Here is a 21,394-nt window from a genome sequence, read left to right as displayed (position 1 = left end):
ACTGACTTGGCATCATTGCGAGGAGCGACAGCGACGAAGCAATCCAGATCTCTTCGATGACTGGATCGCTTCGCTTACGCTCGCGATGACGCGCTGATTCGCGCAAACGCTAGCGCGCCATGCTCCAGTCCGGCCGGATCGGACCGGATACGCCCTCAAACGCGCCGTCGACGAGCTCGGCGACGAGGAGGCGGCCGTAGTCGACGGGGCCGGGCATGATCGCGCGGCCCTTCGGCACGGGCTTGAAGCCGACCCGGCGATAATAGGCTTCGTCACCGACCAAGAGGACGAGACGATGGCCTTTTGTCCCGGCATCCTCGAGCGCGCGCTCGAGCAGCGCGCGGCCGACACCGCGGTCGCGAAACGGCGGCTCGACCGTGAGCGGTCCGAGCAGCAAGGCCCTGGTGTCGCCGATGCAGATCGGCAATTGGCGAACCGAGCCGACCAGCAGCGTGCCGATGCGCGCGGTGAATGACAGCTCGAGCAGGTGATCCACGTGCTCGCGCAGCCGGTAGGCGCTCAGCACGAAGCGACCGGGCCCGAACGTGCGTTCGTGCAGGCGCTCGATCGCCTGGGCGTCGTTCGGCGCTTCCGGCAGGATCGTCAGGGAGAGGTCGGTCATGGCGAAGCGCGAGATAGCATCTGCGGGCGGTGCGGTCCATCGCCGCGTTCGCCGCGGCCACATCGGTTCCGGAGCGGAGGCTCAGCGCCACGTGGCCATCGGCGGCGTGCCGTCGAGCACTTCCGCAATCCGCAGCCGCGTGCCGTGGGTCGTCTCGGCGGGCAGCGCGTCGGTGGCGAAGAATCCGCAGGCCACGATCTCGCGATTCGGCTCGGGAAGGCGGTCCTGGCTGAAATGGCGCACGACATAGACCGCGACATGGTCACGCCGGGAAACATGGCTGTTGAAGAACAGGCCGTGCAGCGCCGGCTCGCCGGCAAGCTCGATCCGTCCCTCCTCCCGCAGCTCGCGGCGCAACGCCTCGCCGAGGCTCTCGCCGGTCTCGACGCCGCCTCCGGGCAGATGCCAGCCGGCGACGTAACTATGCTTGACCAGGAACACCTTGTTGCTGTCATCGAGGACGACGGCGCGCACCCCGAGCGTCATGCCGCGCGCAACGCGCCAGTATTGGTGAAAAAGGCCTCGCAGCAGCGGCTCCAACCGCCTTCGCCAATTGCTTTCGTGTCCCGACATCGTGTTTTGATCTTGCGCCGACCGCTTCCGCTTGCCAATAGACCTGAGATGGCAGCCTTCACCCTCGCCCATCTGTCGGATCCGCATCTGCCGCCGCTGCCCGCGCCGAGGCTGGCCGAACTCGCGGGCAAGCGCGTGCTGGGCTATCTCAACTGGACCCGCAACCGCCACAAATATTATCGCCGCGAGGTGCTCGACACGCTGGTCACCGACATGCAGGCACAGGCGCCGGACCATGTCGCGGTGACGGGCGACCTCGTCAACCTGGCGCTGGAGGCGGAATTCGCGCCGGCGCTGGCCTGGCTCCGGCAGGTCGGCCCGGCGGACCGGGTCACCACCGTTCCCGGAAATCACGACGCCTATGTGCGCGCGATGCGACATCGCTTCGCCGAGACGTTTGCCGACTATTCGCGCGGCGATGCCGGCGACGGCCGCATCAGCTATCCCTTCGTGCGCCGGCGCGGCCTGCTGGCGCTGATCGGGCTGTCCTCGGCGGTGCCGACGGCGCCCTTCATGGCGACAGGGACGCTCGGGCGCGCCCAGCTCGATGCGCTGGAGAAGATCCTGGTCGAGCTCGCCGCCGAGGAGGCTTTTCGCGTGCTGCTGGTGCACCATCCGCTGCGTTCGGATTCACGCCCCAAGCGGCTGACCGATTCCGCGGGCCTGATCGCGCTGATCGAACGACACGGCGTCGACCTGGTGCTGCACGGTCATGACCACATCCATTCCACCATGTGGTTCGAGGGGCCGGACGGCCGCATCCCCTCGCTCGGCGTGCCGGCTGCTTCCGCGCTCGCCCGCGGCCGCCATCCGGCAGCCGCCTACAACCTGTTGCGGATCGAGCGCGACGGCAATGCCTGGCGCTGCGAGCAGGCGGTACGCGGCATCGACAACCAGCTCACGGTGCGGGAAATCCGGCGCATCCGGCTGATCTAGTGGTCCAGCGAACGTCAAATCCGCTCCACTAGCCTCGCTCGCCACGCCGGGAAAACGGCGTCAGAAATTGTTCAGGCTTGAAAACAGCGCCAGCGCGAACAGCGCGGCCGCACCGAGGATGAAGCCGAGCAGGAACACGCCGAAACCGCCACGGCGGCGCGTTGTCTCGATGGGCGACTCGCTCGCCGGCGTCACGGCGAGTGCATGTTCGCGCTCGACCATGCGGCGCGCGACATAGTCGGTCACCGCATCGACGATTGCGGGCACGTCGTGGGACTCGGCAAGCACGGTGCGGCCGAAGCGCGTATCCTGCACGAAGCGATAGATGCGCTTGTCGCGCCCCATCACGATGTGGGCGACCACGTCGATCCACAGCCGCGGCGTTTCGCCCTGGCTGATGCCGCGATCGAACATGTCGATGTTGTCGGGCATCTGCGCGAACAAGGGATCGAGTGCCTCGTTGAGGATCTCCAGCCGGGCGACTTCCGCATCGCGCAGCTCGACCACGACGCCGGTGCGGTCGGCGGCCTCGATCCGCGCCTGACGCAAGGCATCGCGCAGCCGCGTCGGTCGCATCTCGCGGGCCTCGTTGCCACTGTTCTGCGCGTCTGACATTACCCCGGCCCTGTCCTTGAAGGGTTAAATCTGACTTGACCCTAGCAGTAACGTCGCCGGCCGCAAAGGCGGCTCGTTCCCGGGGGTGGCTCGGCGACGCTGTTCCAAAAATCGAACGGCCCCACCCGGCAAGGCCGGATGAGGCCGTTCGCTCCTTGGACGTTTCTTGACTTGTCAGGGTCGACCGCCCCGGCTCAAGCCGGGACGCGCGAGGGCTCCTCCACGATCGAGAAGCGCACGCCGGCCTTGTGGCGGCTCTCTTCCGAGACCTCGCGCCAGCAGTCCTCGGCTTCCTTGCGGGTCTTGAACGGACCCCTGACCTGGGCCGAGCCTTCCACGAGCTTGTGGAAGTTCATCGAGCCGAACTCGCCGCCAATCACCCAGAAATTACTGCCTGTGGTCATTTTCAGTCTCCAACGTTAGCCGAACTGGTTCATCGTATTGTGGGCGCCGCCCGCCTTCAGAGCGGCCTCGCCAGCGAAGTATTCCTTGTGATCGTCGCCGATGTCGGATCCTGCCATGTTCTGATGCTTCACGCAGGCAATGCCCTGACGGATCTCCGCACGCTGAACGTTCTTCACGTACCCAAGCATGCCCTGCTCGCCGAAATATTCCCTCGCGAGATTGTCGGTCGACAGAGCTGCCGTGTGATAGGTCGGCAACGTGATCAGGTGATGGAAGATACCGGCACGCTTTGCCGAATCGGCCTGGAAGGTGCGGATACGCTCGTCGGCCTCGATCGCCAGCGGCGTGTCATCGTATTCCGCCTTCATCAGTTCGGCACGATTGTACTTGCTGACGTCCTTGCCGGCCTGCTTCATCGCGTCGTAGACCTGCCAACGGAAGTTGAGCGTCCAGTTGAAGGACGGCGAGTTGTTGTAGGCCAGCTTCGCGTTCGGAATCACCTTGCGAATGCGGTCGACCATCTTGGCGATCTGCTCGATATGCGGCTTCTCGGTTTCGATCCACAGCAGGTCGGCGCCGTTCTGCAGCGAGGTGATGCAGTCGAGCACGCAACGATCTTCACCGGTACCGGGACGGAACTGGTAGAGATTGCTGGCAAGCCGCTTCGGCCGCATCATCTTGCCGTTCTGGTTGATGATCACGTCGCCGTTCCTGGCGTTGGCGGCCGTCACTTCCTCGCAATCAAGGAAGCCGTTGTACTGATCGCCGATATCGCCGGGCTTGTGGCTCACGGCAATCTGCTGCGTCAGGCCGGCACCGAGAGAATCGGTACGGGTCACGATGATGCCGTCTTCGACGCCGAGCTCGAGGAACGCGTGGCGGCAGGCCCGGATCTTCGCAAGGAAGACCTCGTGCGGCACGGTCACCTTGCCGTCCTGGTGGCCGCACTGCTTCTCGTCGGACACCTGATTTTCGATCTGCAAGGCGCAAGCGCCTGCTTCGATCATCTTCCTGGCGAGCAGATAGGTCGCTTCCGCGTTGCCAAAGCCGGCGTCGATATCGGCGATGACGGGCACGACGTGCGTCTGGAAGTTATCGATCTTCTCGATCAGGGCCTTTTCCTTGGCCTTGTCGCCTTCCTTGCGGGCAGCGTCGAGGCTGCGGAAGATATCGTTCAGCTCGCGCGAGTCGGCCTGGCGCAGGAAGGTGTAGAGTTCTTCGATCAGCGCCGGCACTGAGGTCTTCTCGTGCATCGACTGGTCCGGCAGCGGTCCGAACTCGGAGCGGAGAGCCGCGATCATCCAGCCAGAAAGGTACAGGTAGCGGCGATCGGTATTGCCGAAATGCTTCTTGACCGAGATCAGCTTCTGCTGGGCGATGAAGCCGTGCCAGCAACCGAGCGACTGGGTGTACTTCGTGCTGTCCGCGTCATAGGCGGCCATGTCGGCACGCATCAGCGCCGCCGTGTAGCGGGCAACGTCGAGGCCGGTCTTGAAGCGGTTCTGCAGACGCATGCGCGCCACGGCTTCGGCGGTCACGCCGTTCCAGGTCTCCTTGGTCTTGAGGAGCGCTTCGGCCGCCTCGATCTCGCTGTGATAGGAAGCCGGGCCCTGGATGGCCTTGTCGCTCACGCCGCGCGGTTGGAAGTTCATGTCGGTGATCCCTCTCGGTGACGACAAATCTGCAGCGGTCGTCTTCTCTGCAGGGTTTGTCTTCGCCATACATTCTTGACAGTGCATTGCGAAATGCGTGGCGAGACGTAAACGCGAATCCCCCTTGTTCCGCTAGACCGCTTGCATTTGAATGGTGATGTCATGTAACATCTGAACTTGTCATATATGTCACTTTGTAAATTTTGTCACAAATAGGTCAGTGAGGCTGCCATGCCCGCGGATTCCGGAAAGAAGCTGTTCGTCGGCCCGCGCTTTCGCCGGATTCGCCAGCAGCTCGGCCTGTCGCAGACCCAGATCGCCGAGGGGCTCGGCATCTCGCCGAGCTACGTCAACCTGATCGAGCGCAACCAGCGCCCGGTGACGGCGCAGATCCTGCTGCGGCTCGCCGAGACCTACGACCTCGATTTGCGCGACCTCGCCACCGCCGACGAGGACCGCTTCTTTGCCGAGCTGAACGAGATCTTTTCCGATCCGCTGTTCCGGCAGATCGACGTGCCAAAGCAGGAGCTGCGCGATCTCGCCGAGCTCTGCCCCGGCGTGACCCATTCGCTGCAAAGGCTCTATGCCGCCTATACCGAGGCGCGGCGCGGCGAGACCATGGCGGCGGAGCAGTTCGCAAGCCGCGAGGACGGCACACGCTTCGAGGCCAACCCGATCGAGCGGGTGCGCGAGCTGATCGAGGCCAACCGCAATTATTTCCCCGAGCTCGAGCAGGCCGCGGAAGCCTTGCGCGACGAGCTCGACGTGCCGGCCGAGGGGCTTTATGCCGCGCTCGCCGCGCGCCTGAGGGAGAAGCACTCGATCGTCACTCGCGTCATGCCGGTCGACGTGATGCGCGAGACGCTGCGCCGCTTCGACCGCCACCGCCGGCAGCTCCTGATATCCGAGCTCGTCGACGGCGCGGGGCGCACCTTCCAGCTCGCCTTCCAGATCGCCTTGGCCGAATGCGGCGCCAGCATCGAGAGCATCATCGGCCGCGCCGGCCCGCTCGACGATGCCCCGCGCCGGCTCTACCGGATCACACTGGCGAATTACTTCGCTGCCGCCGCGATGATGCCCTATGCGGCCTTCCATGCCGCCGCGGAGCAGCTCAGCTACGACGTGCACGTGCTGGCGCAGCGCTTCAACGCCGGCTTCGAGCAGGTCTGCCACCGCCTGACCACGCTCTCGCGGCCGAATGCGCGCGGCATCCCCTTCTTCATGCTGCGCGTCGACAACGCCGGCAACGTCTCGAAACGGTTTTCCTCCGGCACCTTCCCGTTCTCCAAGTTCGGCGGCACCTGCCCCTTATGGAACGTGCACTCCACTTTCGACACCCCGGACCGGCTGCTGAAACAGGTGATCGAGCTGCCCGACGGCTCGCGCTATTTCTCGATCGCGCAGATGGTGCGCCGGCCGACTGTGCCGCATCCGCTGCCGCAGCCGCGCTTTGCAATCGGGCTGGGCTGCGAAATCCGCCATGCGGCGAAGCTCGTCTATGCCGCCGGGATGGACCTGGAGAATGCCGAGGGCACACCGATCGGCGTCAACTGCCGGCTGTGCGAGCGCGAGAACTGCAGCCAGCGCGCCGAGCCGCCGATCACCCGCACCCTGATCCTCGACGAGAACACCCGCCGGATCTCCTCATTTGCGTTCTCCAACGCGCGGGAGTTGTGAGGCCCGCTCGCCTGCCGCGGACAGGCTGGGCGTACCCTCGCTCACGCGCTTCGGACCGGAGCGTCCGAGCAGCGCGAGCCCTGCGAAGATCGCGGCGATGCCCGCGACATGAAACCAGGCGATCTGCTCGCCGAGCCAGGCCACGGAGAACGTGACGGTGAACAGCGGACTGAGATAGAGGAACGCGGCGGCGCGCGCCGGCCCGACCACCGCCACGCCGTAGAGATAGAACAGGTTGCCGAGCATGGTCGGCCCGATCGCGATATAGCCGATCGCCGCCAGCGCGAAGCCGAGATCGGCGCCCTCGAAGACGAGCCAGGGGCCGCCCGCCAGCATCCAGACCAGATAGGCCGGCAGCATCACGACGGCGAGGCCCGCCCAGGCCGACACCGTGGTCAGCGACAAGGGATCGATCACACGCGTCCAGCCGCGAACCTGGATCGAGAACCAGGCAAAGGCGATCGCCGCGAGCAGCGACCAGAGATTGCCGAGATTGAAGTGCAGTTCGCTGAGCGCCTGCGGCCGGCCCTTGGTGATGATCAGCACCGTGCCGCCGAGCGCCAGCACAAGTCCCCATTTCATGGCTGTCGTGAAGGCGCCCTCGCCCGATCGCGACGCCATCAACGCGACCCAGACCGGCGTCGTCGCATTGATCAGGCCGACCTCGATCGCAAGGCTCTGGTAGGCGCCGCCGAACAGCAGGTAGGAGAACACGCCGACACCGACGACGCCGCCGACCACGAGCTCGCGCAGCCTCGGACGGATCTCGGGCCACGCCGATCGCAGCGCCGGCAGCGCCACGATCGTCAGCACGATCGCCGCGGGAAACCAGCGCCAGAACAGCATCGCCGGCAGCGGCACCGCCTCGCGCGCGGCGCGGGCGACCACGTGGTTGCTGCCCCACAGCGCGGCGGTGGCGGTCAGCGCCAGGAAGCCCTGCCAGTTCGCTCCTGCCTTCCCTGTCGTCATCAGCGCTCAGTGGAGCGGCTGTGGCGGCCGCGCTGCGACACGTGCCAGGGCAGCACCCAGCGCTCGGCATAATCGACCAGGAAGAACAGCACGGTGCCGACCAGCCCGAGCAGGAGCAGCGAGACGAACACCCGGATGGTGTCGAACTGTCCCTGCGCGACCAGGATCTGGAAGCCGATGCCGCGGCTGCCGGCGACGAACTCGCCGACGATGGCGCCGACCAGCGCAAAGGAGATCGCGACCTTCATGCCGGCAAACAGGCTCGGCAACGCGCAGGGAAAACGGATCTTGGTCAGGATGGCCCAGGACGAAGCCTTCGACACCCGCGCCAGATACAGCATATCGGGGTCGACCGAGCGCAGGCCGAGCACGGTGTCGATCACGATCGGAAAGATCGCGAGCATCAGCGCGATCGCGACCTTGGGCTCGGGTCCGGTGCCCATCCAGATCACGAACAGCGGCGCCAGCGCCACTTTCGGGATCGAATTCAGCGCGACGAGCAGCGTATAGATCGTGCGCTCGAGGAAGCGCGAATAGACGATGCCGACCGCAAGCGCGATGCCGAGCACGACGGACAGCACGAAGCCGATGCAGGTCATCGCGACCGTGAAGCCGAGATGGCGCATGAACACGCCGGGCGTCTCCAGGAATGCCGCCACAATGACCGAAGGCGCGGGCAGGATCAGCGGCTCCGGCTTGAACAGGCGGACCCCGGCCTCCCACACGAGCAGGGTGATCAGGAGGATGACGACGACGTCGCGCGCCTCGCTCTCTCCGGTCAGCCAGCGTTTGACGCGCGACATCATTCCTTGACGATCCCAAGCTCGGCGAAGTGATGGCGGATACGGTGGACGTAGGCGCCGAACTCGGCACTGTCGCGGATGGCCAGCCGCCGCGGCCGCGGCAGGTCGATCTCGATGGTGTCGACGATCACGCCGGGCGCCTTGCTCATCATCACCACGCGATCGGAGAGGAAAACCGCTTCCACGATCGAATGGGTGATGAACAGAAGCGTCTTGCGCGTGTCCTGCCAGATCTGCGCCAGCTCGACATTGAGATCATCCCGCGTCATGGCGTCGAGCGCGCCGAACGGCTCGTCCATCAGCAGCAATTGCGGATCAGTCAACAGGGCGCGGCAGATCGAGGCGCGCTGCCGCATGCCGCCCGACAATTCCCAGGGGTAACGGTGCTCGAAGCCGCCGAGCCCGAAGCGCTTCAACAGCTCGATCGCCCGGGTGCGCTCCGCTGCGCTCGGCGTGCGCGTGAACTCGATCGAGAGCAGCACATTGTCGAGGATGGTGCGCCAGTCGAGCAGTACGTCGCGCTGGAATACGACACCGAGCCGGTCCGGCGGACCATCGAGCGGGCGGCCGCCGATGTCGACCGTTCCGCTGGAAATGTTTTCGAGACCGGCGACCAGCTTGAGCAACGTGCTCTTGCCGCAGCCGGAGGGTCCAACCACGCTCAAAAATTCACGCGGCCGGATGTCGAGATCGATATCGACCAGCGCAGATACCGGTCCCCGCGCCGACTCATAGGTCTTGCCGACGCGACGCAGCGACACCATTGGTGCCGCGGCGTCCGCCTGCGATCCGATCGCCATGTCACTCGATGAGAGCATTGGTGTAGTAGTCCGCTGCCTTCCAACCGGGATTGACGACGCCGGCGGCCTCCATTGACTTCAGCGCCGCCTCCCAGTCCTCCTGCGCCTGCCAGCCGATCGGCTTGCCCTTCGAGGCGGGCGTGTCGAAATAGTCGAGCGTCAGCTTGATCTGGCCAAGCAGCACCGCCGGATCGAGCCGGGCGTCGGGGCGCTCGGCAATCATCGCCTTGACGCCGTCATCAGGGTTGGTGCGCAGATGCTGCCAGGCGCGCTGCTCGACCTGGATCAGCTTGCGCAGCGCGGCACCTTTGTTCGCGATGGTATCCTCGCGGGCAACCAGGCCATAGGCCGGGAAAGCGATGTTGGCGTCGGAAGCGAGCAGGCACTTGGAGGGACGGCTCTGCTCGGCGATCGGCAGCGCCGAGCCGACCGTCGACATCAGCCCATCGGCGCGCTTGGCGAGATAGGTGCCCCAGAGCGCCGCCGGATCGACCACGTCGATCTTGAGATCGTCGCGGGTGAGCCCGGCCGACTTCAGGTAGACGTCGATGAAGGGCGTCCAGGGGCTGGCCGCGAACACCACGACCGTCTTGCCGCGCAGATCGGCGGCCTTGCTGACGGCTGAGTCCTTGTCGACGAGAACGCAGAGATCGGTGCGCCGCTGGAACGTCGCGATCGAGCGGATGGTCGCGCCCTTGGCCCGCGCCGAGCCGACGAGGCCGACCTGCACCTGGCCGACATCGGCCTGGCCGGCATTGACGAGCTGGATGGTATTGCCGGAGCCGCGGCCATCCTGAATGTCGACGTCGAGGCCCGCTTCCTTGAACCAGCCCTTGTTCTGCGCCAGGTGCATCGCGGCCTGGACGCCCCATGGCGAGAAATCCAGCCTGACCGTGAGCTTGTCTGCTGCCACTGCCGCACCGCTGCCAGCAGCCAGTGCTGCCATCGCGAGGACGGCGACTATCGCGCGTAACGTGTGCCTCATTTCCTGTGTTCCTCCCCCTGTTTGTCTACTTGTGCCCGGCGCCGCTTTCCCGCGGCGTCACGTCCATGAGATAGCTCAGCACCATCTCCACCACATGATGCCGCCGCTTTTGCACGCGCCGGCGCGACGCAAGGTCGCGGTCGAGCAGCCATGACAGCGTGTGCTGGTTCGACAGGAAGAAATAGGCGAGCCCGGAGATCGACAGATAGAGATCGACCGCATCGACATCGGCGCGGAACACGCCCTGGTCCTGACCGCGCTTGAGCAGGAGCTGGATGGTGTCGAGCAATCCCCCATAGAGCTGCTTGGTCGACTGCGAGCTTTTCAGATGCTCGCCGTAGTGGATGTTCTCGATGCTCATCAGCCGGATCAGATCGGGCGTCGCCACGAAATGATCGAAAGTGTTGGCGACGAGCCGCTTCATGCCCTCGACCGGCGGCAGGTTGCGCAGATCCTGGTCTTGCTGGCGCGCCCGCAAGTCGGCATAGATCTGCTCGAGCACCGCGAGGTACAGCGCGTCCTTGGACCCGAAATAGTGGTAGATCAGGTTCTTGTTGACGCCGCTGCTCTCGGCGATGCGGTCGACGCGGCCGCCGCTCAAGCCATAGGTGACGAACTCCACCCGCGCCGCCTCCAGGATCCTGGCGCGGCTCGCCTCCGGATTGCGGCTGACCTTCTGCGGCGATGCAACCACGTCAAGCTCCATGGCGCGCCCCTTGGGGCTTCGATGCGGCGCGCTGCGACCGTAGCCTTGCGGTCGCATCTGCGTCCAGCGTGCCGCGCGCGCCGAACACCACGCCGTAGTGCTTCTCGGCAAAGGACGCGGTGATCTTGCCGTCGAGGAAATCCTCCTCGACATTGGCGACGTCACGCGAGAGCGGATCGCCGAAGCCGCCGGCGCCGGCCTGCTCGTGAATGATCAGGGTGTCGCGGCCGACCGTCGTCGTGATCTTGCCGGGCAGCGGCCGCCGTTCATTGCCGATCTCGATGAAATTGCGCGAGGCGCCGCCGGGCTCGCCGCCGCTCAAGCCATAAGGCAGGAACTTGACGCGGTCGGTGCGCATCTGCAGCAGCGCTTCGTTGGTGAGAATGCGGTAGCTGCGGCGCACGCCGACGCCGCCACGGTATTGTCCGGCGCCGCAGCTATCCGGCACGAAGGAATAGTCCTCGATGCGGACCGGATGCTCGGCCTCCATCACCTCGACCGGCATGTTGGAGAGGTTTTGCGAGGCGTTGGTGACGGCCTCGAGCCCGTCCTTGTCGGGACGTCCGCCCCAGGCGCCGCAGATCATGTCGACGATGATGAAGGGCTGCCGGTTCGGCCGCAAGCCGCTGATGCAGATCACGCTGTTGCCGCCCTCGCCCGCCGCCGGCACCCTCTCCGGCACGATCTGCGCCAGCGCGCCCAGCACGGTATCGAACACGCGGTAGCCGGTCAGCGCCCGCGCCGCGCAGGGCGCCGGCATCACGGGGTTGAGCACGGAGGCTTCCGGCGCCTTCACCTTGATGCAGCGGAACAGGCCGACATTGTTGGGCACGTCCTTTGGCAGCACGCAGCGCACGCTGAGATAGGTCAGCGAATGGGTGAAGCTGAGCGTGGAGTTCAGTGCGCCCTTCACCTGCGGCGAGGAGCCGGTGTAGTCGACGAACAGCGTGCCGTCGCCGTTCACGGTGACGGCGACCTTGATCGGAATGGGCGTGTCGGAAAAGCCGTCGCTGTCGATGTGATCAATGAAACGGTAGGTGCCTTGCGGCCAGGTCCTGATCTCCTCGCGCGTCAGCCGCTCGGCATAGTCGAGCAGCTCCTGCATGTAGGCGTCGACCTCGTCGGCGCCGTAGCGCTGGAACAGCTTTTCCAGCCCGCGCTTGCCGACCTGGGCGGCGGCGAACTGCGCGGACAGATCGCCCCAGACGCGATCGGGAACCCGCACATTGATCTTGATCAGCGTCTCCAGCGTGGTGTTGAGCACGCCGCGGTCGTAGAGCTTCAGCGGCGGGAGCCGCAGGCCCTCCTGATAGATCTCGGTTGAATCGGAGGCGTTGGAGCCGGGCACGCGGCCGCCGACATCGGTGTGGTGGCAGATCACGACGGCAAAGGCGCGCCGCTTGCCCTCGTGGAAGATCGGCACGAACATGAAGATGTCGGGCAGGTGCATGCCGCCGTGATAGGGATCGTTCATGATGACGACGTCGCCATCATGCAGGTCGCCCTCATACTTCTCCAGCACGGCCGCCATGGCTTCGGGAATCGCGCCGAGATGCTGCGCGATGGTCTTGGCCTGCGCCACCATCTGGCCGTCGCCGGCACACAGCGCCGCCGAGAAATCCATCACGTCCTTGACGATCTCCGAGCGCGCGATCCGCACGACGGTATAGGCCATGTCGTCGGCGATCGAATCGAGCCCGCTCTTGATGACCGCGAATGTGACGGGATCAACCTTCATGCGTCGAACTCCAGCACGATGCAGCCGATGGCATCGCGATGCACCCGCGCATCCGGCGGCACCACCACCGTCGCATCGAATTCATCGATGATCAGCGGCCCCGGCCGCGCGGCGCTGCCGACCGCGTTGCGGCCGACAACCTCGACCTCGACCGCAGGCTCGCCGCGAGCAAACGAGATCCGCCGTGTCGCGGCGCGCGTCGCGCTCGCGCGATCTGCGATCTTTATGGCGCCGAAATCGAGCCGGTTGTCGCGCAAGCCCCGGCCCGCGACGCGCAGCTTCATCAATTCGATCGGCGTGGTGTCGCGATAGCCGTAGGTCTTCAGGTATTCGGCGACGAAGCGCTCGCGGATGTCATCGAGATCGTCGCCCTCGAACGGCACGGTCAGCTCGGTCGCCTGCCCCTCATGGCGCAGATCCGCTTCCCAGAGAAACGCGGTGCGGCCGGCGCGATAGCCGTCGTCGGCCAGCCGCGCGGCGACCTCGCGCTGCAGCCCGGCCTTGATCGCCTTGAGGTCGGCCGCGCTCATCCTGTCGAGGCGGCGGCTCACAACCTTCAGCGCCGTGTGCTCGATGTCGGAAGCCAGCATTCCGATCGCGCTGAAGATGCCGGACATCGGCGGCACCACCACGCGCGGAATGCCGAGCAGCCGCGCAAGATCGGGCGCATGCACGCCGCCATTGCCGCCGAACGCCATCAAGGTGAGGTCGCGGGGGTCACGGCCGCGCTCGACGGTGACGGCTCGCACCGCGCGCGCCATCGCCGCATTGGCCACAGCGCGGATGCCGTGCGCGGCATCGGACAGCGGCAGGCCGAGCGGATCGCCGACGTGATGGCGGATCGCCTTCTCGCTCAGGCCGCGGTCGATCGCGAGTTTGCCGCCGGCAAGCGCACTGTCATTGATGAAGCCGAGCACGACATTGGCGTCAGTCACCGTGGGCCGCTCGTTGCCGAGACCGTAGCAGGCGGGGCCTGGGGCCGCGCCCGCCGATTCCGGACCGACCACCAGCAGGCCGCCCTTGTCGATGCCGGCAAGCGAGCCGCCGCCCGCGCCAACCTCGGCGATGTCGATCGCCGGCACTTTCAGCATGTAGCCGCCGGCCTTGATGAAACGGCTCGAGGTCGAGATGCCGTCGCGGAATTCGTATTCCGAGGTCATGGTCGGACGGCCGTCCTCGATGATGACGGCCTTCGCCGTGGTGCCGCCCATGTCGAACACGATGACGTCGCTGTCGTCGCGCGCCACCCCGAGCCGCGCCGCGCCGATCACGCCGCCGGCGGGGCCGGAAGCCACCACCAGCACCGGCTTGTCGCAGGTTACGCCTGCCGCCAGCATGCCGCCGTTCGAGGTCATCACCAGGATCGGCGCATGCACGCCTATACCGCGCAGCCCGCTTTCCAGCCTCTGCAGGTAACTGCGCATCGCCGAGAGCAGGTAGGCGTTCACGACCGTGGTGGAGGTGCGCTCATATTCCTTCATCTCCGGCAGCACGGCGCAGGAGGTCGTCACCAGGAGCTGCGAGAATTTCTTGCGCAGGATGCTTTCCGCCTCCAATTCATGCGCCGGATTGCGATAGCTGTTGATGAAGGCGATCGCGACCGCCTCGATTCCCGCGGCGACCAGTGCCTCGCCCGCGGCGATGACGCTATCTTCCGAGAGCGGCTCGATCACCTCTCCATCAGCCGCCATGCGCTCGATCACTTCGAGCCGGTGCCGGCGCGGCACCAGCGGTTTCGGTTTGTCCCAGGTGAGATCGAACATGTCGGGCATGCGGATGCGCCCGATCTCCAGCACGTCGCGAAAGCCGCGCGTGGTGATCAAGCCGGTGCGCGCGCCCTTGCGCTGCAGGATGGTGTTGGAGCCGACGGTCGTGCCGTGCAGCACCTCGCGGACCGCCGACGGCGCGATCGCAAGCTCGGCGAGAAGCTGCCCGACGCCCTCGACAACGGCGACGGACGGATCGGAAGGCGTCGAGGAAACCTTGCTCTGATGGATCAGGCCTTCATCGGTGAGCAGCGCGATATCGGTGAACGTGCCGCCGATATCGACCGCAATGCGAAATCCGGCAGCGGAGGCGGAGGTCGCCATGCCAAGCCCTGTGTTTCCAACCTGTATTTACTAACTAGTTAGTCAATACACGATGACGCCCGCTGTCAAGCCGGATTTTGGCGGCCCGCGGGCAGCTGCAGTGATGGCTCGTGCGAAGGCACGGGCCAGGACGGAGATGAAACGGCGAGAGGATGAGGCGGTGATTGCAGAGAGCCGTGCTTCAATCCGCGAGCGCGAAAGCCTTGCACCAGCCGTCGCGCGAGACCTCGCCTTCGACCACCTTGCAAGCCTTCGGCGCCACGAACAGCGTGCACATGCCGCAGCTATAGATGCCGTTCGGGTGATCCTGGTATTCGGCCTGCGCCAGCGTCATCTTGTCGGAGGCCTGCGCCTGCGCGAGGCGCGAGAACAACGCCGTCGATGCGCCGGCAACCGCGGCCGACAGAATTTTTCGCCGTGTCCGCTGTGCCGCCATGGCTCTCCCCGTTGCCGTCGCCCGCGCGGGCGCAGGATGCCACGCCTTGCCGTCCGCTCCCCATTCAATTGTCAAGGAGGAGGTATGACGCATTCTGGGGCGCGCCGATTGCGCCCGGGTCTTTCGGGCCCGAGCAGGCGCAGCGACGGCAGCGGTGCCGACCGCGCCAAGTGCAACGTCGGACGCGCCGAGCGTCGAGCCGCCGATGCAGAGCATCAAGGATGAGCGCGCCGCGCATCACCGCGCCACGCATCCCGACGCGACGCGTGTCGGCGCCGCCGGCTGCTGTCGCGTCAGGGGCCAGTTGAAGGCGAAACTTGGGCGAAGCAGCGTCTGAAAATCACCCAATTCCATTGCTTTGGTTCCGGCCGCCGCAACGTTTTGCGGCATTGTTGCCGAAACGGCACAGCGACGGTTGCGGGCTGTGCTACCGTTGTCGAGCAGCTTATCCGGATGAATCATCCGGCTGGTGTGGCGTCTGCAAGATCTCTTCAGTTTCGCGGCTGACTCTTCAAAGAGAGCTTGTGAACGAGACGCACCAGAGTCGTAGGTTTCCAGTGTCCTTCCGAATCCAGCGTTCGCAAGGTGCCAGCCGCGAAATGTTGCGAACTTCCGGATTCGATCAACGCGGTTCGCGGGGGGAGTTCGGAATGTACCAGGCTTTTCGGCCGATGACCTGCGTTTGCGCCCTGCTTGCGCTCGGCGCATTTTCCGCAGACGCGCTGGCGCGCGCCAAGCCGGCCCAGCACGCCAACAAGGCCGCTGCGACCCGGCAGCACAAGGCCGAGAAGAGCAGCAAGGGCAAGCACGAAAAGCACGCCGAGAGCAAGCACGCGAAGCACGCCGAGAAGTCGCGGCACAAGGCGAAGGCCGCCGAACGCGAGCCGGCGCCGCGTCCCGAAACGCCGCCGCTGACCGGTGACCTCGCCGTGGTCAAGGACGTGTTCGATCTCGCGCGCAAGGGAAAGACCAACGACGCCTCAGATGCAGCCAAGGCGATCGGCGAGCCGGCGGCGCGCAAGCTCGCCGAATGGTTCATCCTGCGCGATTCCGAATCGACTGCGCCCTTCAACCGCTACGCCGCCTTCGTCGCCGACAGTCCGGGCTGGCCCGGCGTGCCGCGGATGCGACGCCGCGCCGAAGCGCGGCTGTGGCAGGAAAAGAGCGACGGAGCGACGGTGCATCGCTTCACGCAGGACCAGCCCGCCACGGCCAAAGGCCGCTTTGCGCTGGCGCGCACGCTGCTTGCCGAAGGCGACCGCGACGGCGCCATGCGCCAGGCGCGCGAGGCGTGGCGCTCGGAGGAACTCGTCGAGCGCACCGAGACCGAGGCGCTCGACACCTTTCGCGACCTCGTTACGCGCGAGGATCATCGCGCGCGGATGGACAAGCGCATCGGCGCCAAGGATTTCGGCGCGGCGATGCGCGCGGCGCGCCGGCTCGGTGACGACGAGGTCGCGATCGTCAAGGCCTGTGCCGCCTCGGCTGGCGATGCCGGCAAGGCGCTCGACCTGCTCGACGGCGTTGCGAGCGACGCACGCAAGGACCTCGGCTACACGCTGTGCCGCCTGCACTGGATGACAAAGCACGATCGCCTGGCCGACGCCGTGCGGCTGGTGCAGATCGCAGCTCCCGAGACCATGACGCAGCAGGACACCGACGAATGGTGGCGCGAACGGCGCACGCTGGCGCGCAGGCTGCTCGACGTCGGCCAATATGAAAACGCCTATGACGTGGTACGCGACGCGGCTCCGCCGGCCAACAAGAACTACCAGGCCGAATCCCACTTCCTGCCCGGCTGGATCGCATTGCGCTACCTGAAGGATGCGGGGAAGGCGCGTGCGCATTTTGCCCATATCGACGACGGCTCGACCGATCCGATCATCCTGGCGCGGGCGAACTACTGGCGCGGCCGCGCCGCGGAGGAAGCGGGCGACAAGAATGCGATGCGCACGGCCTACGAGGCGGCCGCGCGCCACCCCACCGCCTATTACGGCCAGCTTGCGCGTGCCCGGCTCGGTCTCGCCCACATCGAGCTGCGCGCGCCGCCGCAGCCCGAGCAGGCGAAGAGCCCCGCGCTGAAGCAGGAACTGGTGCGCGCCGCCGAGATCCTCTATGCGATCGGCGAGCGCGACGTCGTCGTCAGCTTAGCCGCCGACCTCGGCGAGCAGTGCACCGATGCGGTGACGCTTGCCGCGATCGGCGAGCTTGCCGGCCAGAACAACGACGCACGCTCGATGCTCGAGGTCGGCAAGGCCGCGCTCGGTCGCGGCCTCGCGCTCGACCTTTACGCCTTCCCGACCATCGGCATCCCCCCGCACAAGCAGGTCGGCCCCGAGATCGAGCTTTCGATGATCTATGCAGTGGCGCGTACCGAGAGCGCCTTCAATCCGCGCGACCGCTCGGCGGCCAACGCCGTCGGGCTGATGCAGGTCACGCCGGAAGCCGGGCGCGATACGGCGAAACGCGTCGGCGTCAGCTACGACTGGGACCGCATGGTTTCCGACTCGGTCTACAACACGCAGATGGGCGCCGCCGAGCTCTCCGCGCTATGGCGCGAATATGCCGGCTCGCAGATCATGACGTTTGCCGGCTACAATGCCGGGCGCGGCCGCGTGCGGCAGTGGGTGAAGAGCTATGGCGACCCGCGCGATCCCAACATCGATCCGGTCGACTGGGTGGAGCGCATCCCGTTCGCCGAGACCCGCAACTATGTGCAGCGCGTGATGGAGAACTTCCAGATCTATCGGTTGCGCTTCGACGGTGGGACTGCGACCACGATCGCGAAATCGCCTGAGCGCCCGGCGGCGGCGCAGGAGGCGAGCTCGCAGCCGGCGACCGCGGCCGCGCACCAGGGCTCCGAGTGATCGATCGGGCCTTTCGGATCCACCTCACGCGCGCTGGGGAGCGGGACACTATGTCAGCCCTCGGCCCCGGTGTATGGAGAGGGCTGCCACGCTTGAGCCGATGAACTTGATGCAGACCCCTTCCCTCCGAATTGCATTCGCGCTTGCGGCCGTTGCGGCGTTTTCGACGCCCGCCTTGGCCCAGCTTTTTCCCGCGCCGACCCGGCCCGTCAGCGAAGCGCCTCGATCGCCCGCCACGCCGCGTCCCGCCACCGCTCCCTCGTCACGCGCGGCGGCCTGCCATAACGGCGCAAGCTTCGAGCGCTTCCTCGCCGATCTCAAGCAGCGCGCGGCGGCTGAGGGCGTTTCGCAACAGGCGATCGCGGAAGCTTCGCCCTATCTCACCTACGACCAGGGCATCGTCAACCGCGACCGCGGCCAGCGCGTGTTCGGCCAGCTCTTCACCCAGTTCGCCGGCCGCATGGCGGCGCCCTTCCGCATGCAGCAGGGCCAGGCGCAGATCAAGGCGCATGCGGCGGCGTTTGCCCGCGCCGAGAAGGAGTATGGCGTGCCGCCCGCTGTGATCGCCGCGTTCTGGGGACTGGAGAGCGATTTCGGCGCCAACATGGGCAACCTGCCGGTGCTGCCGTCGCTGGTGTCGCTCGCCTATGACTGCCGGCGCGCGGAGCGTTTCCAGAACGAGACGATCGCGGCGCTCAAGATCATCGATCGCGGCGATCTGTCGCCGTCGGAGATGATCGGCTCCTGGGCCGGCGAGCTCGGCCAGACGCAATTCCTGCCGACGCACTATGTCACCTATGCGGTCGACTTCGACGGCGACGGGCGGCGCAACCTGCTCGGCAGCGCGCCCGACGTGATCGGCTCGACCGCGAACTATATCGCCACCGGACTGAAGTGGCGGCGCGGCGAGCCCTGGCTCGAGGAGGTGCGGGTGACGGCACCGGCAAGCTTCCCGTGGGACCAGGCCGACCTCACGATCAAGCTGCCGCGCTCGAAATGGGCGGAGTTAGGGGTCGCCTATCCGAACGGCCGGGCGCTCGCCAATGACGACATGCCGGCCTCGCTGCTGCTGCCGATGGGCCGCACCGGCCCTGCGTTTCTGGCCTACGCGAATTTCGCCGCCTATACCGAATGGAATAATTCGCTGATCTATTCAACCACCGCCGGCTATCTCGCAACCCGCATCGCCGGCGCGCCGCCGATGCGGCCGCCCTCCGCGCCCGTCGCGCAACTTCCGCTCGGCGAGATCAAGCAATTGCAGCAGCTTCTGGCGCACGCCGGCTTCGACGTCGGCAAGATCGACGGCGTGCTCGGCCAGCAGAGCCGCAACGCCGTGAAGGCGATGCAGATCAAGTACGGCCTGCCGGCGGATTCCTGGCCGACGGCCGAGCTTCTGGCGCGAATGCGCGGGCCCGCTCGGGCGCAGGCCCAGCCCGCGGCCAGCGCCGCGCCGATCGCGCGCTAGACGATCCGGCACGCATTCGTTCGACCCGCTGGCGACGTCTCAGGATGATGACAGCATTTGCGCGAGATTTAACTGGCGCCGGCGGCGTTTGAGAGTTGAATTTCACTCCTCGTCGCCCCATGTCGGGAAGACTTTACCATCCCGCCAGCCGAACGAGCATCACATGTCCTTCTATGACGCGACCGTCCCCGCCTTCCTGCAGATTCTCTCCGCCCTCAACGGCCTGCTCTCCAAGGCCGAAGCGCATTGCCAGAAGAAGAACATCCAGCCCGAGGCGATCCTGAACGCGCGGCTCTATCCCGATATGCTGCCGTTCACGCGGCAGATCCAGCTCGCCTGCGACTTTGCCGCCAAGGGCTGCGCCCGCCTCGCTCATGTCGAGGTGCCCGCGACGCCTGATACCGAAAAGACATTCGAGGAATTGAGGCAGCGCGTGGCGAGGACGATCGATTATGTGAAGTCGTTCAAGCCGGCGCAGTTCGAAGGCGCCGATACCAAAGACGTCACCTTCCCGGCCGGCCCCGACCGGTCGTTGACGCTGAAGGGCCAGCAATTCCTGAGCAGTTTTTCGCTGCCGAATTTCTATTTCCATGCCGCGATCGCCCATGGCCTGCTCCGGCATAACGGCGTCGAGATCGGCAAGCGCGATTTCCTCGGCGTTAATTGAATGACGCGCGTCATTCCCGGCTGCGCGGATCGGCGCAAGCCGGGAATGAAAGCTTCCGCCATGGCCGAACGAGAGGCCAGCCTTCCCCCGGCTGCCGCATGTTTGAACGAATATTTCCCTGACCCGCAGCACGGCTCGTCTGCGCGCTCCGTATGGCCCGCGGCATTGCCGCACTGCCCAAAATACCCCATCTGTTAGCCATCTTCACTTTCCCGAAAGCATCCTGATGAGCACGTCTTCCAAACTCCTCGAGCCCTTCAAGCTTGGCCCGATCACGCTGCCGAACCGGCTCGTGATGGCGCCGCTGACGCGCAACCGCGCTGTTCCCCCAAGCATGGTTCCGGGTCCGCTCGCGGCGGAATATTACGGCCAGCGCGCCTCGGCCGGCCTCCTCGTCACCGAGGCGAGCCAGGTCTCGCAACAGGGCCAGGGCTATCAGGACACGCCCGGCATCTATTCGAGGGCGCAGGTCGAGGGCTGGCGCAAAATCACCGACCGCGTCCATGAGCGAGGAGGCCGCATCTTCATCCAGATCTGGCACGTCGGCCGCGTCTCGCACACCTCCCTGCAGCCAAACAATGGTGCGCCGGTTGCGCCTTCAGCGGTCCGCGCCAAGGGCAAGACCTTCGTCAACAACGCCTTCACCGATATCTCCGAGCCGCGCGCGCTCGAATTGTCGGAAATCCCTGGAATCATCGACGACTTCAAGCGCGCCGCAGCGAATGCGCTGGCGGCCGGCTTCGACGGCGTCGAGATCCACGGCGCCAATGGCTATCTGCTCGACCAGTTCGCCAAGGACGGCGCCAACAAGCGCAGCGATGCCTATGGCGGATCGATCGAAAACCGCTCGCGGCTGATGCTGGAGGTCGCGAAAGCCGTTGCCACGGAGGCTGGCACTGATCGTACCGGCATCCGCATCTCGCCGGTGACGCCCGCAAACGACGTCTCCGACTCCAATCCGCAGGCCCTGTTCGACCACATCGTCGACGGCTTGAGCGCGCTGAAGCTCGTCTACCTGCACGTGGTCGAGGGCGCCACCGGCGGCCCGCGCGATTTCGCGCCGTTCGACTACGCGTCCCTGCGCAAGCGTTTTGCCGGCGCCTACATCGCCAACAACGGCTACGACTTCGCGCTCGCCGACAAGGTGCTGCGCGAAGGCGCGGCCGACCTGATCGCGTTCGGCAAGCCGTTCATCTCCAACCCCGATCTGGTCGAGCGGTTGAAGAAGGGCGCAGCCCTGAACGAGTGGGACAAGGCGACGTTCTATGGCGGCGACGCCAAGGGCTATACCGATTACCCGTCGCTGCAGACGGCAGAAGCGGCACAGTAGCCTCGCAACATCGTCGTTCCGGGCTGGCGCGCAACCGCCAGGTTTGACGCGCGCCCTG

The 21,394-nt window shown here is 66.0% G+C and carries 20 protein-coding genes; 7 read left to right on the top strand and 13 right to left on the bottom strand.

Going from position 1 to position 21,394, the window contains the following annotated elements:
• Window positions 1-109: 109 nt before the first annotated feature.
• Entirely contained in the window at window positions 110-622 is a 513-nt protein-coding gene (locus tag QOU61_RS10125) for a GNAT family N-acetyltransferase (RefSeq protein ID WP_289658022.1), read from the bottom strand.
• An 81-nt stretch (window positions 623-703) separates the two neighbouring features.
• Window positions 704-1,195: an NUDIX domain-containing protein gene (locus QOU61_RS10120; RefSeq protein WP_289658020.1), complete on the bottom strand. Its 492-nt coding sequence runs from the start codon at window positions 1,193-1,195 to the stop codon at window positions 704-706.
• Between the two features lie 48 nt (window positions 1,196-1,243).
• On the opposite strand from QOU61_RS10120, the gene QOU61_RS10115 reads away from it, so the two are divergent.
• Window positions 1,244-2,131: a metallophosphoesterase family protein gene (locus QOU61_RS10115; protein ID WP_289658018.1), complete on the top strand. Its 888-nt coding sequence runs from the start codon at window positions 1,244-1,246 to the stop codon at window positions 2,129-2,131.
• A 60-nt stretch (window positions 2,132-2,191) separates the two neighbouring features.
• On the opposite strand, the gene QOU61_RS10110 is transcribed toward QOU61_RS10115, so the two are convergent.
• From QOU61_RS10110 to QOU61_RS10100, 3 genes are all read right to left on the bottom strand, one after another.
• The gene (locus QOU61_RS10110; RefSeq protein ID WP_289658016.1) at window positions 2,192-2,746 is read right to left on the bottom strand and encodes a hypothetical protein; all 555 of its coding nucleotides are present in this window, start codon (window positions 2,744-2,746) and stop codon (window positions 2,192-2,194) included.
• A 194-nt stretch (window positions 2,747-2,940) separates the two neighbouring features.
• Window positions 2,941-3,150 (bottom strand): DUF4170 domain-containing protein, encoded by a 210-nt coding sequence (locus QOU61_RS10105; protein ID WP_289658014.1) that lies wholly within the window; start codon window positions 3,148-3,150, stop codon window positions 2,941-2,943.
• Window positions 3,151-3,165: 15 nt separating this feature from the next.
• Window positions 3,166-4,803 (bottom strand): isocitrate lyase, encoded by a 1,638-nt coding sequence (locus QOU61_RS10100; RefSeq protein ID WP_289658013.1) that lies wholly within the window; start codon window positions 4,801-4,803, stop codon window positions 3,166-3,168.
• Between the two features lie 231 nt (window positions 4,804-5,034).
• Between QOU61_RS10100 and QOU61_RS10095 the strand changes: the two genes are divergently transcribed.
• The gene (locus QOU61_RS10095) at window positions 5,035-6,480 is read left to right on the top strand and encodes a helix-turn-helix domain-containing protein (protein ID WP_289658011.1); all 1,446 of its coding nucleotides are present in this window, start codon (window positions 5,035-5,037) and stop codon (window positions 6,478-6,480) included.
• On the opposite strand, the gene QOU61_RS10090 is transcribed toward QOU61_RS10095, so the two are convergent.
• The 8 genes from QOU61_RS10090 to QOU61_RS10055 all read right to left on the bottom strand — a co-directional run bounded on the left by QOU61_RS10090 (window position 6,448) and on the right by QOU61_RS10055 (window position 15,007).
• Window positions 6,448-7,449 (bottom strand): DMT family transporter, encoded by a 1,002-nt coding sequence (locus QOU61_RS10090; protein WP_289658008.1) that lies wholly within the window; start codon window positions 7,447-7,449, stop codon window positions 6,448-6,450. The two genes, QOU61_RS10095 and QOU61_RS10090, sit on opposite strands and share 33 nt — an antisense overlap.
• Window positions 7,449-8,255, bottom strand: a complete 807-nt coding sequence (locus QOU61_RS10085) for an ABC transporter permease (protein WP_289658007.1) — start codon at window positions 8,253-8,255, stop codon at window positions 7,449-7,451. The genes QOU61_RS10090 and QOU61_RS10085 overlap by 1 nt, the downstream gene beginning before the upstream one ends.
• Window positions 8,252-9,070 (bottom strand): ABC transporter ATP-binding protein, encoded by an 819-nt coding sequence (locus QOU61_RS10080; protein ID WP_289658004.1) that lies wholly within the window; start codon window positions 9,068-9,070, stop codon window positions 8,252-8,254. Before QOU61_RS10080 ends, QOU61_RS10085 begins: the two co-directional genes overlap by 4 nt.
• A complete protein-coding gene (locus tag QOU61_RS10075) occupies window positions 9,054-10,037 on the bottom strand; it encodes an ABC transporter substrate-binding protein (protein ID WP_289658002.1) in 984 nt (327 codons plus the stop codon). The genes QOU61_RS10080 and QOU61_RS10075 overlap by 17 nt, the downstream gene beginning before the upstream one ends.
• 25 nt (window positions 10,038-10,062) lie before the next feature.
• Window positions 10,063-10,743, bottom strand: coding sequence for a TetR/AcrR family transcriptional regulator (locus QOU61_RS10070; protein WP_289658000.1), 681 nt, complete (start codon window positions 10,741-10,743; stop codon window positions 10,063-10,065).
• Complete coding sequence (locus QOU61_RS10065; RefSeq protein WP_289657998.1) at window positions 10,733-12,481, bottom strand: hydantoinase B/oxoprolinase family protein; 1,749 nt, start codon at window positions 12,479-12,481, stop codon at window positions 10,733-10,735. Before QOU61_RS10065 ends, QOU61_RS10070 begins: the two co-directional genes overlap by 11 nt.
• Complete coding sequence (locus QOU61_RS10060) at window positions 12,478-14,571, bottom strand: hydantoinase/oxoprolinase family protein (RefSeq protein ID WP_289657996.1); 2,094 nt, start codon at window positions 14,569-14,571, stop codon at window positions 12,478-12,480. Before QOU61_RS10060 ends, QOU61_RS10065 begins: the two co-directional genes overlap by 4 nt.
• A 181-nt stretch (window positions 14,572-14,752) precedes the next feature.
• The gene (locus QOU61_RS10055; RefSeq protein WP_289657994.1) at window positions 14,753-15,007 is read right to left on the bottom strand and encodes an iron oxidase; all 255 of its coding nucleotides are present in this window, start codon (window positions 15,005-15,007) and stop codon (window positions 14,753-14,755) included.
• 205 nt (window positions 15,008-15,212) lie between these two features.
• Here QOU61_RS10055 and QOU61_RS10050 point away from each other — a divergent pair, with 205 nt between their 5' ends.
• From QOU61_RS10050 to QOU61_RS10030, 5 genes are all read left to right on the top strand, one after another.
• The gene (locus tag QOU61_RS10050) at window positions 15,213-15,344 is read left to right on the top strand and encodes a hypothetical protein (RefSeq protein ID WP_289657992.1); all 132 of its coding nucleotides are present in this window, start codon (window positions 15,213-15,215) and stop codon (window positions 15,342-15,344) included.
• A gap of 313 nt (window positions 15,345-15,657) precedes the next feature.
• Window positions 15,658-17,874 (top strand): lytic transglycosylase domain-containing protein, encoded by a 2,217-nt coding sequence (locus QOU61_RS10045; RefSeq protein ID WP_289657990.1) that lies wholly within the window; start codon window positions 15,658-15,660, stop codon window positions 17,872-17,874.
• 109 nt (window positions 17,875-17,983) lie between these two features.
• Window positions 17,984-19,339 carry a lytic murein transglycosylase gene (locus QOU61_RS10040; RefSeq protein ID WP_502876910.1) on the top strand — a complete coding sequence of 452 codons (1,356 nt, stop codon included), beginning with the start codon at window positions 17,984-17,986 and terminating at the stop codon, window positions 19,337-19,339.
• Window positions 19,340-19,502: 163 nt separating this feature from the next.
• On the top strand, window positions 19,503-20,006 hold the full coding sequence (locus tag QOU61_RS10035) for a DUF1993 domain-containing protein (RefSeq protein ID WP_289657988.1): 504 nt from the start codon (window positions 19,503-19,505) through the stop codon (window positions 20,004-20,006).
• A 226-nt stretch (window positions 20,007-20,232) separates the two neighbouring features.
• A complete protein-coding gene (locus QOU61_RS10030; protein ID WP_289657986.1) occupies window positions 20,233-21,336 on the top strand; it encodes an alkene reductase in 1,104 nt (367 codons plus the stop codon).
• Window positions 21,337-21,394 lie beyond the last annotated feature (58 nt).

The organism is Bradyrhizobium sp. NP1 (genome assembly GCF_030378205.1).
Taxonomy (GTDB): Bacteria; Pseudomonadota; Alphaproteobacteria; order Rhizobiales; family Xanthobacteraceae; genus Bradyrhizobium.
The sequence above is the reverse complement of the archived record's forward strand: the minus strand, read 5'-3'. Positions and strand labels throughout refer to the sequence as shown.

Coding starts and splice junctions, on each gene's coding strand:
- QOU61_RS10030 (WP_289657986.1), top strand. CDS start 20,233: ATGAGCACGTCTTCCAAACTCCTCGAGCCCTTCAAGCTTGGCCCGATC.
- QOU61_RS10080 (WP_289658004.1), bottom strand. CDS start 9,070: ATGCTCTCATCGAGTGACATGGCGATCGGATCGCAGGCGGACGCCGCG.
- QOU61_RS10070 (WP_289658000.1), bottom strand. CDS start 10,743: ATGGAGCTTGACGTGGTTGCATCGCCGCAGAAGGTCAGCCGCAATCCG.
- QOU61_RS10120 (WP_289658020.1), bottom strand. CDS start 1,195: ATGTCGGGACACGAAAGCAATTGGCGAAGGCGGTTGGAGCCGCTGCTG.
- QOU61_RS10105 (WP_289658014.1), bottom strand. CDS start 3,150: ATGACCACAGGCAGTAATTTCTGGGTGATTGGCGGCGAGTTCGGCTCG.
- QOU61_RS10060 (WP_289657996.1), bottom strand. CDS start 14,571: ATGGCGACCTCCGCCTCCGCTGCCGGATTTCGCATTGCGGTCGATATC.
- QOU61_RS10085 (WP_289658007.1), bottom strand. CDS start 8,255: ATGATGTCGCGCGTCAAACGCTGGCTGACCGGAGAGAGCGAGGCGCGC.
- QOU61_RS10065 (WP_289657998.1), bottom strand. CDS start 12,481: ATGAAGGTTGATCCCGTCACATTCGCGGTCATCAAGAGCGGGCTCGAT.
- QOU61_RS10075 (WP_289658002.1), bottom strand. CDS start 10,037: ATGAGGCACACGTTACGCGCGATAGTCGCCGTCCTCGCGATGGCAGCA.
- QOU61_RS10040 (WP_502876910.1), top strand. CDS start 17,984: ATGCAGACCCCTTCCCTCCGAATTGCATTCGCGCTTGCGGCCGTTGCG.
- QOU61_RS10125 (WP_289658022.1), bottom strand. CDS start 622: ATGACCGACCTCTCCCTGACGATCCTGCCGGAAGCGCCGAACGACGCC.
- QOU61_RS10045 (WP_289657990.1), top strand. CDS start 15,658: ATGTACCAGGCTTTTCGGCCGATGACCTGCGTTTGCGCCCTGCTTGCG.
- QOU61_RS10110 (WP_289658016.1), bottom strand. CDS start 2,746: ATGTCAGACGCGCAGAACAGTGGCAACGAGGCCCGCGAGATGCGACCG.
- QOU61_RS10055 (WP_289657994.1), bottom strand. CDS start 15,007: ATGGCGGCACAGCGGACACGGCGAAAAATTCTGTCGGCCGCGGTTGCC.
- QOU61_RS10095 (WP_289658011.1), top strand. CDS start 5,035: ATGCCCGCGGATTCCGGAAAGAAGCTGTTCGTCGGCCCGCGCTTTCGC.
- QOU61_RS10090 (WP_289658008.1), bottom strand. CDS start 7,449: ATGACGACAGGGAAGGCAGGAGCGAACTGGCAGGGCTTCCTGGCGCTG.
- QOU61_RS10115 (WP_289658018.1), top strand. CDS start 1,244: ATGGCAGCCTTCACCCTCGCCCATCTGTCGGATCCGCATCTGCCGCCG.
- QOU61_RS10035 (WP_289657988.1), top strand. CDS start 19,503: ATGTCCTTCTATGACGCGACCGTCCCCGCCTTCCTGCAGATTCTCTCC.
- QOU61_RS10100 (WP_289658013.1), bottom strand. CDS start 4,803: ATGAACTTCCAACCGCGCGGCGTGAGCGACAAGGCCATCCAGGGCCCG.
- QOU61_RS10050 (WP_289657992.1), top strand. CDS start 15,213: ATGCAGAGCATCAAGGATGAGCGCGCCGCGCATCACCGCGCCACGCAT.